Here is a 14,018-nt window from a genome sequence, read left to right as displayed (position 1 = left end):
AGCATTTCACTGTCCGGAGATTTCTCCTGTGCCGATCCCTCCACTTCCGCCCGTCGCCGACCTGCAGGCCGTCCATCATCATGGGGCCTGTCATGGCATTTGACCGTCGCTCATTCCTGCGCCTCGCGGCATCCCTTGGCGGCGGCGCCGCTGGCATCGCCGCGCTGTCGCACCGCATGATCCTGCCTGCGGCGGCCGGCGGCGCGTCCCAGCTCAACATTGGCAACCAGAAAGGCGGCCTGCGTTCGCTGATCGAGGCTTCCGGCAATGGCGATGGCCTGCCCTTCGACCTGCGCTGGAGCGAGTTCCAGAGCGCCGCGCCGATCCTGGAATCCATCAATGCCGGCGCGCTGGACGTGGGCTACACCGGCGACTTCTCGGTGCTCACCGTGTTCGGCAACGGCGCGCCCATTCGCGCCATCGCCGCCGTGCGCAACGCCCCGGCCGGCCAGGCCATCGTCGTGCGCAATGGCTCCGGCATCCGCAGCGTTGCGGATCTGCGCGGCAAGACGATCGCCGGAACCCGCGGCGGCTGGGGCGAATTTCTGATCAAGGCGGCGCTGAAGGAGGCCGGCGTCGACCCGAAGGACGTCAATATCCGCTTCATGGCGCCGCCGGAGGCGCTGCCCGCTTTCAGCGGCGGCCGCATCGACGCCTGGGCGATCTGGGACCCGTTCATCTCCCAGGTGCTGCTGCGCGCCGACGCCCGGGTGCTGCGCGACGGCCAGGGGCTGACGCCGTCGATCATGCTGCTGGTGGCCTCGCAGGCGGCCATCACAAGGAAGCGGGAACAGCTGGCGGCGTTCCGCGGACGGGTGCGCAAGGGCATCGACTGGATCAACGGCAACATACCCGCCTATGCGGCCTACAATTCCAGGCTAACCGGGATGCCGGAAGACGTGCTGCTGCGGGCTTTCGACGTCAACCGCGCCAGCAACGCGCGGATCGACGCCGCGCTGGTCGCCGAATTGCAGCAGGCCGCCGACCAGGCGACGGCTTTCGGGGTTTTCGAAAGAAAGATTGACGTCGCGCCGTTGCTTGACGTTTCATTCCAGTCCTGAGGCGCCGGTGGAAGCGGCTGCGGTTTCGCCGCGCGCCATTGGCGCGATCAACGTCCGCCGGTTCGCCCTGTCCGGGGACGACATGGCGCATACAGGCAACAACGGCGCGATCGCGTTGCGACTGACGGACAGCGCGCAACTGTTCAACACGCTTGATCCATTTCCTTTTAGCGAACGCGATCTGGCGCCCGACGCCGAGCAGTACATACTCGACTGGGCGCAGGATCTTCCGAAGAACCAGCCAATCAGCATCGTCGTGCATCTTCAGTCCGCCGATACCGACAGGCATCGCGACGGCGACCTGCAGCAGGCGATCAATGGCTGGTTCCGGACCCGCGAGGCGGGCGCGGCGCGGGAGATGAAAACCCTGTTCCGGGATGGGCGGATCGCGTTGCTCGTCGGCTTCGCCATGCTCAGCCTGTTCATGTTCCTGAGCTGGGCGGTGGCGCAGCACTATACCCACCCGTTCGCGAAGGTGGTCAGCGAAAGCCTGGTAATCATTGGCTGGGTGGTGTTGTGGCGCCCGGCCGAAATGTTCCTCTACGACTGGACCCCGATCCTGCGCCGCCGGCAGCTGTTTCACCGGCTCGCAGTGGCGCAGGTTTCAGTTCACCACATGCCGCGCCCTGACGAACAATCGGCCGGCGACACAGAACGCCCCTGACGTCTTGAACGTCCTGAAAGTGATGGGCGTCCCTTGCGCCCTGGGCGTCTCTTGCGTCCTGGACGTCTCTTGCGCCCTGGACGCCCTGACGCCCTCGGGAGACTGTCTCGCTTTTGCCGCAGGTTCATGGCAAACAGGGGCTCGCGCCGCCCGCGCGCCCTTCCGCCCTGTTGCCGGGCTGCAGCCGGCGCCACAATGGAACAGCGCCCCTTGAGGCCGCCTGCTGATCGCGGCGCGCCGCCAGCCTTTTGTATTGATGCATTTTCCTCGGGAATAGTGGGTCCACTTTCCTCGAAAATGCTCCAGCTCCGGAAAAGTCTTGACCCGTCGTCCCGGCTCCAAACGCCCGTCCTCCTCCCGCGCCGCGCCGCGCGCCACCCGTTCGCGCGCCGCCCGCAAGGAAACCGCCCAGCGCCTCGCGGACGCCGCCGCGCTCCCCGCGAACCTGACGGACGAAGCCGGGGACGAGGGCGAGGCGCCTGCTGGACTGCCTACCCGTGAAGCCATTGTCGCCTTTATCAATTCAGCCCCCGGCAAGGTGGCCAAGCGCGATATCGCCCGGGCCTTCGGCATCGGCGGCGACCAGCGCATCTGGCTGAAACGGCTGCTGAAGGAGCTGGAGGAAGACGGCCTCATCAACCGCCGCCATGGCGCGCTGCACGACGCCGCCGGGCTGCCGCCGGTGGTGCTGGCGGACATCACCGGCCGCGACGCCGATGGCGAACTCATCGCCCGTCCGGCGGAGTGGGACAACGACGACGAAGCGCCACAAATCATCATCAACCTGCCGCGCCGTCCGGCCAAAGGCCATCAGCCGGTTCCCGGCGTCGGCGATCGGGCCCTGCTGCGCGTCTCCAGGCTGCCGGAGCCGGACGGCGGCCCGGCCTATACCGGACGCCCCATCAAGATCATTGGCCGCGCCAATCCGCAGACGCTCGGCGTGTTCCGCGCCCGGCCGGAAGGCGGCGGCTGGATTGATCCGGTCGACAAGAAAAGCCTCGGCAAGGAGTTGCTGGAAATCCGCCCCGGCGACGCCGGCGAGGCGAAGGACGGCGATCTGGTGTCGGTCAGCGTGTCGAAGATCGGCCGCTTCGCCAGGCCGCACGCCCGGGTGCGCGAGCGCCTCGGCTCGCTGTCGTCGGAGAAGGCGGTCAGCCTGCTGGCCATCTACGCCCATGGCATTCCGCATGTCTTCTCGCCCGCGACGCTGGCCGAGGCGGAGGCGGCCCGCCCGCTGGGCATGAGCGGCCGCGAGGACTGGCGTGAACTGCCCCTCATCACCATTGACCCGGCCGACGCCAAGGACCACGACGACGCCGTACACGCCGCCGTGGATGACGACCCCAACAATCCTGGCGGCTTCGTCCTCACCGTCGCCATCGCCGACGTCGCGGCCTATGTGCGCCCCGGCGGCGAACTGGACCGCACGGCGCGCGAGCGCGGCAATTCGGTCTATTTCCCCGACCGCGTCGTGCCGATGCTGCCGGAACGCATCTCCAACGACCTCTGTTCATTGCGACCGCACGAGGACCGGCCATCCCTGGCCATGCGCATCGTCATCGACGCCCATGGCCGCAAGTTGCGCCATTCGGTGCACCGGGTGATGATGCGCTCGGCCGCGAAACTGGCCTACCAGCAGGCGCAGGCGGCCATCGACGGCCTGACCGACGAGGTCACTGGCCCGTTGCTGGAGCCGGTGCTGAAACCGCTGTGGGCAGCCTATGCGGCGCTGGCCGAGGCGCGCGACAAGCGCTCGCCGCTGGCGCTGGACCTGCCGGAGCGCAAGCTGCTGCTCGACGCCGACGGCATGCTCGACCGGGTGATCATCCCGCCCCGCCTCGACGCCCACCGGCTGATCGAGGAGTTCATGATCCTCGCCAACGTCTGCGCGGCGGAAACCCTGGAGCGCACCGGTTCACCACTGCTCTACCGCATCCACGACGAGCCCTCGCTGGAGAAGATGCGCGGCCTTGGCGAAGTCATGGCTTCCATCGGCATCAAGCTGGCCAAAACAGGCAATGTGCGGCCGGAGCTGTTCAACCGCATCCTCGCCCAGGTGGACGGCACGCGGCACAAGACCTTCATCAATGAAGTGGTGCTGCGCTCCCAGGCCCAGGCGGAATATTCCGCCGACAATTGCGGCCACTTCGGCCTCAACCTGCGCCGCTACGCCCATTTCACCTCGCCGATCCGCCGCTACGCCGACCTGATCGTTCACCGGGCGCTGATCGCCGTCTGCAAGCTGGGCCACGATGGCCTGCCGGCCTCGACTACCCGTTCGCAGCTCAACGAAGTCGCCGCGCAGATTTCGGTGGCCGAGCGCCGCGCCATGGCGGCCGAGCGCGAAACCATCGACCGGCTGATCGCCCACCACCTGGCCGACTCCATCGGCGCCACCTTCCAGGGCCAGATCTCCGGCGTCACCCGCGCCGGCCTGTTCGTGCGCCTGGCCGACACCGGCGCCGACGGCTTCGTGCCCGCAGCCACCATCGGCGACGAGTTCTACCGGCACGATGAATCGCTGCACGCCCTGGTCGGCTCCCGCACCGGCGACACCCTGCGCCTCGGCGACCAGGTAGAGGTGCGCCTGGCTGAAGCCGCGCCTATCGCCGGCGCCCTGCGTTTCGAGCTGATGGGCCGCAGCGGCGGCGGGCGCTCGCGCCTGGCCGGCCGCAAGATTGGCGCGAAGAAAGACGGCAAGGGCAAGTCCGGCGCCAAGGCGCCGAAGGGGCTGAAAGGCCGCCTCGCTGAACAGAAAAAGGCGAAGAAAGCCATGCTGGAGCGCAGCCGGGCGCCGCGCGAGCGCTAACGCCCGGGCGCATCCAGCGCCGCGCGCCGCCAGATCCGCGCGCGATTGTGCAAGCCGCGCCGCACGGGACCGCGCACCGGAGCATGCGCCATCCATGCCAGCGCGCAGTCCTGCCCACCGCTGGCTGGCCTTTCCCCGGACCAGAACCGCGATTACAACGGTTCCGACAGAGTGTGTGCGACAAGCCGGCGGGAGTGACCAATGGGCTATGAACTGCAATCCCCTTACGCTGGCGATACGCCGCGCGAGCCGGCGCCAGCCATGCGTCGCGGCTGGTCGGGCCGTTGCCCCGCCTGCGGCGAGGGGCGCATCTTCGGCAAATTCCTGAAGGTCAATCCGGCCTGCGCCGCGTGTGGCGAGGAATTGAGCCACCACCGCGCCGACGATCTGCCGCCCTATCTGGTCATCACCATTGTCGCCCATGTGGTCGGCACGGGCATCCTGCTGGCCGAGACTTACATGGAATGGCCGGTGTGGGCGCATATGACCCTGTGGCCGGCGCTGACCATCATCCTTGGCCTGTGGCTGATGCAGCCGGTGAAGGGCGCCGTCGTCGGCCTGCAGTGGGCCAACCGCATGCACGGTTTCGGCGGTGAGGACGACAGCGCCCATCTGGCGGGCCCCGGCCGGCCGCCGCGCCCGGTCCCTCATAACACGTAAACATAACGGCAGACGCAGCCAGTGCGGGAGCCCTGCCCCCGCATGCAAGGCCGCGCTGGCGCCGCATCAGACGGCGCCCTGACAAAGGGAGAAACGTCCATGACAATCAACGCCGCGAACAACGCTGTAATGACCGATGAAGAGATGCTGGTGGAGAGCGAGCGCAACGAGCCGGTGTTTCCGACAATCCGGCCGCGCAATGCCGCCACCCTGATCATTCTCGACCGCACGGGCGCGCATCCCAAGGTGCTGATGGGGCGCCGCCACGCGGGGCATCGGTTCATGCCCGGCAAATTCGTGTTTCCTGGCGGGCGCATTGAAACCAACGACCGTTTCATGACGCCGGTGAACGATCTTCACCCGGTGGTTGGTGAAAAGCTGCTGACCCGCACCGTCCGCCCCGCGGTGTCGCGCGGCCGCGCCCTGGCGCTGGCCGCCATTCGCGAAACCTTCGAGGAAACCGGCTTGCTGCTCGGCCGCAAGCTTGATGTTACGGCAAAGCGCGCGCCCCAGGGCCCCTGGAGCGACTTCGCCGGGCATGGCGTGACGCCGGATCTGGAGCCGCTGCGCTTCATCGCCCGCGCCATCACGCCGCCCGGGCGTCCCAAGCGCTTCGACACGCGGTTCTTCGCGGTTGACGCCAGCCAGATCGCTGAGCGCATCGACGGCGTCGTCACCGCCGACACCGAACTGACCGAGCTTGTCTGGGTCGAGATTGAAGAGGCGCGCCAGCTCGATCTGCCGTCCATCACCACGGTGGTGCTCAAGGAGCTGGAGCAGCGCACGGCCCTTGGCTTTCACCACGAATTGCCCGTTCCCTTCTACAATCCGAAGCGGGGCGGATTTCAGCGCGAGGAACTGTGACAAGCACTTCAGGAGCGTTTCCCGCAAACCCGGACGCCAACGAGCCGCCATCGGAACCACTCAATCTGCGCGCTCTCGCCAGCGCCATTTTGCTGGTTTCGCTGATCGGCGTCGGCCTCAGCCTGTCGATCCCGCTGCTGTCGCTCGAAATGGAGCGCATGGGCGCGTCCGGCGGCATGATCGGCCTCAACACCGCCATGGCCGGCTTCGCCAGCATTCTGGTGATGCCCTTCGTGCCGCGCCTTGCAGCCGGGCTGGGCGTGCGGGCCATGATCGCCCTCGCCATTGGCGTCACCGCCCTGACGCTGCTGGCGTTCCGCGCCCTGCCGTGGCTGCCGGCCTGGTTCGTGCTGCGTTTTTTCTACAGCGCGGCGCTCGGCGCCCTGTTCGTGCTGTCGGAATACTGGATCAACGCCGCCGCCCCCGCCTCCCGGCGCGGCCTGGTGATGGGCGTCTACGCCACGTTCCTCTCCCTGGGCTTCGCCGCCGGGCCGTTCATTCTGAGCCTGGTCGGAACCGCCGGCTGGGCCCCCTATCTCACCGGCGCGGCGCTGATGGCGCTTGGGCTCTTGCCCCTGCTGCACGCCCGCGACGTCACGCCGGAGCTTGACCACAGCTCCAGCCATTCCGTCGGTTTCTTCATTCTGGCGGCGCCGCTCGCCACCTTCGCCGCCTTCGTCTTCGGCGCGGTGGAAACCGGCGGCTTCAGCCTGCTGCCCCTGTATGGCCTGCGGCTTGGCTACACCGAGCAGCAGGCGGCGTTCCTGGTCAGCTTCGTCGCCCTGGGCGGCATGCTGCTGCAGATCCCCATCGGCCTGATCTCCGACCGCATGGACCGTCGGTTGCTGCTGCTGCTGATTGGCCTGTTCGGGCTTGTCGCCTCCGCCTGCATGCCGCTGGCGACGCGGGTTCCGTGGGGGCTCGAAATCCTGCTCCTGGCATGGGGCGGCGTCGGCGGCGGCCTCTACACGGTCGGCCTGGCGCATCTGGGCGCGCGGTTCACCGACCGCGCCGATCTGGCCAGCGCCAACGCCGCGTTCATCGTTCTGTACAATCTCGGCATGATGCTGGGCCCGCCACTGGTGGGATTCGGCTTCGACCGCATTATCCCGCATGGATTCGCGGTGGTGATAGCCGGGCTGTTCGGCCTTTACGCCGTCTTCGCCATCGGCCGGCTCGCCACGCGCCGCGGCGGATAAGCGGCAATGCACAACGCATTGCCGGCGCGGACGGGAAAAACGCCCGTATGACAGGGATTTGGGCGGCCCAGACCACAAAGGGGCCCCCACGCCAACCCGGCGGCGATACGATATGTATTGACTTGCAGCGGCCAATGCGGCATGTCCCACACATCTTCCTGGCCGGGCTTCGCCGGCCTTTTTATATTGCCGGGCGCGGGATCGAGCCCGCCGGATGAGGTTCGACCATGGCCAAGGCCGTTACGATCAAGATCAAGCTCGTGTCCACTGCTGACACCGGTTACTTCTACGTCACCAAGAAGAACACCCGCACCATGACGGACAAGTTCGCGATCAAGAAGTACGACCCGGTTGCGCGCAAGCACGTCGAGTTCAAGGAAGCCAAGATCAAGTGATCCGGCTTCGGGCGTTCCCTGCGGACGCCCACCGCGACGCACCCGCGTCGCCGACAAACCGCCCGCCATGGGCGGTTTTTTTATGGGCGCTGGTGATTGCGCGCGGTGCATGACCGCCCCGCGCCAACAGGCAGCCGCCTCGCCTTTCCGCGCCATGCCCGCATCCTGGCCGCCGCCCCGCCACCGAATCCCGCCACTGCCACCGCGTCATGACCGGGGCAAGTCCGGCCATGACGGATGGAGCGGAGAAGCGGCTGCGCAGCGCCACGGCCGATGTAGCGTGACAGCTGGCGAAGCGTTACGACCGAGGCAAACCTGCTGCTGGCGTGGACTTGCCGGGATCGGACCAGAGCCGTCCCGCCGCCACTGGCCGTATTGTGAACGCGGTGCGGCCGGACGCCCATCGCCGCCTGGCCGCCGAAGCCCTATCCAGTAAACCTGCCCGACAGCGGGCGCAGGCATGGCGCTGGCTGGGCGAGGCGCGCGGCGACGCCGCCAATACAGGCATGGAGGAGCGGATGAGGATGCAGGGGAAACCGGCGGCGACCGGACGCGGCCCTGGCCTGGCCACGGTGCTGGCGCTGGCGACATTGCTGGCCCCGGCCTTGGCGGCGGCCAATGGCCTGGCGGCCCACCCGGCCATTTCGGCGGCGACGCGCGCGCCGGCGCTACGGGTCCAGGGCGGCGCCTGCACCGATCTCTGGACGGAGCGGAACGAGATTTACAAGGGCGCCGGCTATTGCTTCAAAACCCGACGCGCCATCACAACCTTCGGCAACGCCGGCTGCCAGTATGACAACGAGGCCGACGTACCGCTCAGTCATGTGCAGCGGATGCGCATCAACGAAATCCGCGCCGCTGAACTCGGCCTTGGCTGCACGCCCTGAACAGGCGCGCAGCCCCCCCGGCCGCGCCAGACCTTCGGGGGGATCACCAGGCCTGGGCGGCCTCCGCATAGGCCCGCTCCAGCATGCTGAGGCAGGCGTTGGCCTGCTCGCGGGCTTCGGGCCGGTCGCACATTCCGGCAATATCGCGCAAATCGCGGATCGCCACGTCGAGCGCCGTCATCAGATCGATGTCCTCGTCGTTGTCGATGACAGAATTCTCGAACCGCGGCCGCATGCGGAACTGTACGACATTGCCCATGATACTCATCCGGGTGATACGCGCGAATCGAAGCGTTCGCGTCATCATTTCGCCATGGGCCGGTTAACCGTGAATTACGATAGCCACCGGCTTCCGGGGACAATTCCGGCGAGGCGATTGATCTTTCGCCCGCAACTTGCAGCGGGTCGGTTGCAGCCCCGAAAGCGCGCGGCAAACCAGCGCGCGAACAGCGGGAGAAGCGGGAGCGCGCCGATATGGACCGGGCGGGGCGAGCCGTTTGTCGCGGCGGACCGGCGCGCGGCCGCACGCGGCAACAGAGCCGTGTACAGGCCCGGCGCCGTCCACAAAACGGAAACCATGCGTTGAAAAAAGAGCGGCCGGGAGGAAGCTGGCCAAAGGCGCGTCGCTTCCATCCCGGCCTGAGCCCGTGACGTCCAGGAGATGCGGCGGACCTGAGCATCGCCGGGCTGTTTCGTGCGTGCGCCAGCCGGCATCCCGCCGCCTGTCACGCTTGTCCACACCCTAATGCGTCGCGCGCGGAATGCAACGACGAATCGGACGCCACCCCGGTTTTGGCGCCCGCCCGCGGCCTGCCCGTTCAGGCTGGCCCGGCGTAATTCTGCACTGCTTCGAGAAACTTGCCGACGGAGATCGGCTTGGACAAATAGCCCTCGCAGCCGCCCTCGCGAATGCGCTCCTCATCTCCCTTCATGGCGAAGGCGGTGACGGCGATAACCGGGATATGCCGCAGCGCCGGATCTTCCTTGATCCAGCGCGTCACCTCCAGTCCGGAGACATCCGGCAACTGGATGTCCATCAGGATCAGATCGGGCCGGTGGGCGCGCGCCAGCTCCAGGGCTTCGGATCCCTGGGCCGTCTTCAGCGTCTGGTAGCCATGCGCCTCCAGCAGATCGCCAAAGAGCTTCATGTTCAGCTCATTATCCTCGACAATGAGTATGGTCTTGCTCATCCGCGACGATCCAATATGGGGGCCGGTGAAAGGTTCCTGGAGCGCGATATCCGGGCTGTGTCGGCGGCCGGCTTTCGCGCCCTTGCGGCCAAGGTCACGCCTGGCCACCGTCAACCTAGGGACTCAACCCTGAACGAAAGACAAACAATGCTGATTCCGCGTGAAAAAGACATGCTCCAGAAACGCGGCGCCCCCGACCCCGCCGCCCTGGCCATCCAGGCCCTCGGCTTTCTGGCCGAAGACGAGGAGCGGCTCGGTGATTTTCTCTCCCTCTCCGGCCTGACGGTCGACGGGCTGCGGACCGCCGCTGGCAAGCCGGATTTTCTGGTCGCGGTGCTTGAGCACCTGCTGCAGGACGAGATGATGGTCATGGCTTTCGCCGCCAGCGCCGGCGTTGACCCGGCCAGCATCGCCCCGGCCTGCCGCCGGCTGATGATTGACGCGGGCCAGCGGCCAGTGGACGATTAGAGCCGTTTCCGTTCAATCGGGATCGCGAACTGTTCCAATGTCCTTGTCTTGAGCGAATTCCGATCGATCAGCCGATTCTGGCGGACCGGAAAGCGCTCCAGACGCTTTCAGCAAAATGGGCGTTGCGTCCCGCCAGGACAACGCATAGCCCCAAAAAATCAGCACTTTCCGGTTCTTCATGGCCGGATTTGCGCCAACCGCAGCGGTTGCGCGCCAGAACGGGCTCTGACACGTCGATGCCGGACCAGCCGCCAGCAGCATCCGGGCTTTGCCGCGACTGCCTCGGTCGCACGCCGCCGCCCCCGCCCGGGCGGCGCTGGCGTTGCCGCGCCTGCGGCGGTCCGCGCATCGCTGTCCACCCTGAGCTGCATCAGCTGACCATCGCCCATATCGACTGCGACGCGTTTTACGCCTCGGTGGAAAAGCGCGACCGGCCGGAGCTGGCCGACCAGCCGGTCATCATCGGCGGCGGCAAGCGCGGCGTTGTCTCCACTGCCTGCTATGTGGCGCGCATGTCCGGCGTGCGCTCGGCCATGCCCATGTTCCAGGCGCTGAAGCTGTGCCCGGACGCGGTGGTAATCCGTCCGGACATGGCCCGCTATGTTGCCGTTGGCCGGCAAATCCGCACCATGATGCGTGAACTGACGCCGCTGGTGGAGCCGCTGTCGATCGACGAAGCGTTTCTGGACCTTTCCGGCACTGAGCGGCTGCACCATGGCTCGCCGGCGGAAAGCCTGGCCCGGCTGGCGCAGCGCATCGAGACGGAGGTCGGCGTCACCGTCTCCGTTGGCCTGTCGTACAACAAGTTTCTCGCCAAGGTGGCGTCGGATCTGGACAAGCCGCGCGGCTTTTCCGTGATCGGCCAGGCCGAAGCGGTGGAGTTTCTCGGGCCAAGGCCGGTTTCGATGATCCATGGCGTGGGGGCGGTGGCGCGCAAGAATCTGGAAAGCCGCGGCTACCGGCTGATCTCGGACCTGCGCGCCGCTTCCCCGGCCACCCTCGCCGGCCTGTTCGGCAAGGAGGGCCTGCGGCTGTCGCAGCTGGCCCATGGCGTCGACCATCGCAAGGTAACGCCGGAGCGGCCGACCAAATCCATCTCTGCCGAAACCACGCTGGAGGAAGACGTTGCCGATCTGGCGGCGCTGGAGCCGGTGCTATGGCGGCTGTGTGAAAAGGTCTCCAGCCGCCTGAAGGCCGCCAATCTGGCCACGGGCGGCGTCACGCTGAAGCTGAAGACCGCCGACTTTCGCCTGGTGACCCGCACCCGCGCCGGCATGCCGCCGACCCAGCTGACCCGCCGGCTGTACGAACCGGCGCACGCCTTGCTGCAACAGGAATGCGCCGCCCATCGCGGTCGGCAGGCCTGGCGGCTGCTTGGAGTCGGCGCAGGCGATCTGCAACCTGGCGAAGATGCGGATCGCGGCGATCTGGCTGACCAGACGGCGCGCCGCGAGGCCGACGCCGAGCACGCCATCGACGCCCTGCGCAGCCGCTTCGGCGACAAGGCGGTGTTCCGCGGCATCAGCCTGCGGCAGAAACGGACCTGAGCGCCCTCAGCCCCGGGGGAAATGGCGCCGCGCCGGGCGTCCGCTGCCCCCCGCGACCCATTGCATCTGAAGTGGAAAATGCCGCCGTCATGATACACGGCGACGATTTTCGTCACCCGGCCGCCCTCCATCTGCACAGTGCGAATGCTGGCAAGCACAATGCGGACGGGAGCGATATTGTCCCGCAACATCCGTTTCAGGCTGTTGGCTTCAAAAACGGATGGCCGCGTCGTCAATCCGGAGACGGCCGCCGCCCCACAGGCCGTCCATGCGCCCGCGCATCCTGTCCCCGGCAAGCCTCGCCACGAAGGCGGCGCCCTGCGCGGTGAGCGATGCGTTCGGACACAGCGGATTGCACGGCTTGCTGATCTGGAAAGAGCCCATGATCGCCTCCGGCAACCAGCCGTTTCTTGTCGCCTATTTTTTGTCGCCGGAGCAGGCGCCGGTTCCACGCTGCTCCAGGGTGCGCAATTCTCCCCGAATGGAAAAATCACCGTAATTCATGCGCATGGAGCCGCTCACGCCGTTCTCATACAGGTCAAACGAAATGGCGTAGATCGGCGTGCGCTCGCCGCTGCCGGGCGTGTAATAGGACACGCTGACCGGCCAGCGATCGACCTTGTCGAGCCCGGCCTTGCGCGCCGCGTCTTCAATCGGCCGCTCCGGCGATGGCGACGCTTTTTTGCCGATAACGACGAAGGTGTCGAACACCTTGGCCCCGTCCTCGGCGGCGTCATACAGCTTCACCGCCAGCGTGCTTTCTCCGGCCCGCGCCGCGGCGATGATGCGCTGCAGATGCCCGGAGGGAAAGGCGATCGGCCCGGCCGCCTCGAAGGCCTTGCGCTCGGGCCGGGTCAGGTTGACGGCGATGCCGGCGTCGGCCGTGCGCTTCGCCACCCCCTGCACCCGCTCGTCCCCATCGCCGCGCGCCGTATCCTGGCGGAAACGGAAGCTGGAGCCATCGGCTTCCTCGTGGGTGGCGGAGCGGATGTCGATCTGCTGCGCCTCACCCTCGGAGCGCTCCAGAATCGCCAGTTGCCGGAAATCCAGGCTGTAGCCGGTGCAGGCGTCGCCAGAAAACTCATAGGCAATGCGGCCGCTGGCGCCGGTGATGGAGCGACTGTTGCTGCTGTCGGCCAGGGACAGGTCATAGACGGCGCGATGGGGCGCCAACGGCATCCCGGCCCCACCAGTTGACCCGGCGGCAAGGGCGCTCCCCCCGACCAGCGCCAGCGCCAGCAGGCCGGGACCAGCAGCCTTCATGCCGGCCTTCATGCCCGTGGCCTTCATGCCGGTGGCCTTGGCCGCGGCGCGCGAAAAATTGGCCGCAATGCGTTTCGTGCTCATGAGTGCTCCATGATTGGCATGGCCAGAACCAGACTGCAAAGCCCCCCGTATGCCAGCCTGGACGCCCCTGGGCGCCTGACATGGCAACTGGCCTGATATACCCCCAGGACGACGGAGGGGAAACTGCCCGCCGCCATGGCGGAAGCAGGAACCCGTTCATACTGAACCCGGCACCTGCTCCAGCCATTGATCTGACGGCTTTGCCTGACGCAAACTGACATCAGGTTTGCCGAAAAACGCCTGGATGGGCGCGAGATCCGCGCGCCGACTGACGTTACGGCAAAACAGACAAACCGGGCATAATAGCGATCACGCCCACAGCGCCTGAACACTGGTGGGGCGGCGGCGCCCTGATGGGCCAGAACCCTCACGGGGTCTGGCGTCAGCATCGCCGCCGCCAGGTTCAGGCAAGGCGACAACCCGGTCACAGATGGAGCGAACCCTACATGACCATGAGCAAGGTTGAGCAACGTCTTGCAGAACTCGGCGTCACCCTGCCAGTGCCGGCGGCGCCCATCGCCAATTACACGCCGTTCATCCGCTCCGGATCGCTCGTCATCATTTCAGGCCAGCTTTGCCTGGGCGCCGACGGCAAGATCGCGCCGCACCATATCGGCCGCGTCGGCGCCGGGGTCAGCACGGCGGACGCCACCGGCGCGGCGCGCCTGTGCGCCATCAATTTGCTGGCGCAACTGCGCGCCAGCGTTGGCAGCCTCGACCGGGTGCTGCGCTGCGTGCGCCTTGGCGGCTTCATCAACTCCGGGCCGAACTTCGACGCCCTTGCCGGCGTGATGAACGGCGCCTCCGATTTCATGGTGGAGGTGTTCGGCGAGGCCGGCATCCACGCCCGCTCCACCGTCGGCGTCGCCTCGCTGCCGCTGTCAGCCGTAGTGGAGGTGGAAGGCATGTTCGAGGTCCGGTGACCGC

The 14,018-nt window shown here is 67.1% G+C and carries 15 protein-coding genes; 11 read left to right on the top strand and 4 right to left on the bottom strand.

The window, feature by feature from the left end; genetic code table 11:
- The first annotated feature begins 92 nt into the window (after window positions 1-92).
- From ACERNI_RS00740 to ACERNI_RS00705, 8 genes are all read left to right on the top strand, one after another.
- Window positions 93-1,061 (top strand): ABC transporter substrate-binding protein, encoded by a 969-nt coding sequence (locus ACERNI_RS00740; protein ID WP_448831366.1) that lies wholly within the window; start codon window positions 93-95, stop codon window positions 1,059-1,061.
- Window positions 1,062-1,068: 7 nt separating this feature from the next.
- Window positions 1,069-1,725 (top strand): hypothetical protein, encoded by a 657-nt coding sequence (locus ACERNI_RS00735; RefSeq protein ID WP_448831365.1) that lies wholly within the window; start codon window positions 1,069-1,071, stop codon window positions 1,723-1,725.
- A 445-nt stretch (window positions 1,726-2,170) separates the two neighbouring features.
- Window positions 2,171-4,534 (top strand): ribonuclease R, encoded by a 2,364-nt coding sequence (rnr, locus tag ACERNI_RS00730; RefSeq protein WP_448831783.1) that lies wholly within the window; start codon window positions 2,171-2,173, stop codon window positions 4,532-4,534.
- Between the two features lie 201 nt (window positions 4,535-4,735).
- Complete coding sequence (locus ACERNI_RS00725; RefSeq protein WP_448831364.1) at window positions 4,736-5,194, top strand: DUF983 domain-containing protein; 459 nt, start codon at window positions 4,736-4,738, stop codon at window positions 5,192-5,194.
- A gap of 99 nt (window positions 5,195-5,293) precedes the next feature.
- Window positions 5,294-6,058 carry an NUDIX hydrolase gene (locus tag ACERNI_RS00720; protein ID WP_448831363.1) on the top strand — a complete coding sequence of 255 codons (765 nt, stop codon included), beginning with the start codon at window positions 5,294-5,296 and terminating at the stop codon, window positions 6,056-6,058.
- Window positions 6,055-7,257 (top strand): MFS transporter, encoded by a 1,203-nt coding sequence (locus tag ACERNI_RS00715; protein WP_448831362.1) that lies wholly within the window; start codon window positions 6,055-6,057, stop codon window positions 7,255-7,257. The genes ACERNI_RS00720 and ACERNI_RS00715 overlap by 4 nt, the downstream gene beginning before the upstream one ends.
- 227 nt (window positions 7,258-7,484) lie before the next feature.
- On the top strand, window positions 7,485-7,652 hold the full coding sequence (gene rpmG / locus ACERNI_RS00710; protein ID WP_132005784.1) for a 50S ribosomal protein L33: 168 nt from the start codon (window positions 7,485-7,487) through the stop codon (window positions 7,650-7,652).
- 518 nt (window positions 7,653-8,170) lie between these two features.
- Window positions 8,171-8,539 carry a YARHG domain-containing protein gene (locus ACERNI_RS00705; protein WP_448831361.1) on the top strand — a complete coding sequence of 123 codons (369 nt, stop codon included), beginning with the start codon at window positions 8,171-8,173 and terminating at the stop codon, window positions 8,537-8,539.
- Between the two features lie 43 nt (window positions 8,540-8,582).
- Here ACERNI_RS00705 and ACERNI_RS00700 read toward each other — a convergent pair whose 3' ends face one another.
- Both ACERNI_RS00700 and ACERNI_RS00695 read right to left on the bottom strand, forming a co-directional pair.
- Window positions 8,583-8,798: a hypothetical protein gene (locus ACERNI_RS00700; RefSeq protein ID WP_448831360.1), complete on the bottom strand. Its 216-nt coding sequence runs from the start codon at window positions 8,796-8,798 to the stop codon at window positions 8,583-8,585.
- Between the two features lie 559 nt (window positions 8,799-9,357).
- On the bottom strand, window positions 9,358-9,729 hold the full coding sequence (locus ACERNI_RS00695) for a response regulator (protein ID WP_191319026.1): 372 nt from the start codon (window positions 9,727-9,729) through the stop codon (window positions 9,358-9,360).
- 171 nt (window positions 9,730-9,900) lie between these two features.
- Here ACERNI_RS00695 and ACERNI_RS00690 point away from each other — a divergent pair, with 171 nt between their 5' ends.
- Entirely contained in the window at window positions 9,901-10,197 is a 297-nt protein-coding gene (locus ACERNI_RS00690) for a DUF3572 domain-containing protein (RefSeq protein WP_448831359.1), read from the top strand.
- 236 nt (window positions 10,198-10,433) lie between these two features.
- Window positions 10,434-11,744, top strand: coding sequence for a DNA polymerase IV (locus ACERNI_RS00685; RefSeq protein ID WP_448831358.1), 1,311 nt, complete (start codon window positions 10,434-10,436; stop codon window positions 11,742-11,744).
- Window positions 11,745-11,954: 210 nt separating this feature from the next.
- Here the strand turns inward: ACERNI_RS00685 and ACERNI_RS00680 are convergent, their stop codons facing one another.
- Together ACERNI_RS00680 and ACERNI_RS00675 are read right to left on the bottom strand one after the other, a co-directional pair.
- The gene (locus ACERNI_RS00680; protein WP_448831357.1) at window positions 11,955-12,143 is read right to left on the bottom strand and encodes a hypothetical protein; all 189 of its coding nucleotides are present in this window, start codon (window positions 12,141-12,143) and stop codon (window positions 11,955-11,957) included.
- A gap of 18 nt (window positions 12,144-12,161) precedes the next feature.
- Window positions 12,162-13,091 (bottom strand): cell envelope integrity EipB family protein, encoded by a 930-nt coding sequence (locus tag ACERNI_RS00675; RefSeq protein ID WP_448831356.1) that lies wholly within the window; start codon window positions 13,089-13,091, stop codon window positions 12,162-12,164.
- Between the two features lie 452 nt (window positions 13,092-13,543).
- Here ACERNI_RS00675 and ACERNI_RS00670 point away from each other — a divergent pair, with 452 nt between their 5' ends.
- Window positions 13,544-14,014 carry a RidA family protein gene (locus ACERNI_RS00670; RefSeq protein ID WP_448831782.1) on the top strand — a complete coding sequence of 157 codons (471 nt, stop codon included), beginning with the start codon at window positions 13,544-13,546 and terminating at the stop codon, window positions 14,012-14,014.
- Window positions 14,015-14,018: the final 4 nt, after the last annotated feature.

It is taken from the genome of Camelimonas sp. ID_303_24, from assembly GCF_053543495.1.
Note: the sequence above shows the minus strand (reverse complement) of the source record. Positions and strands in the feature narration are given on the sequence as shown.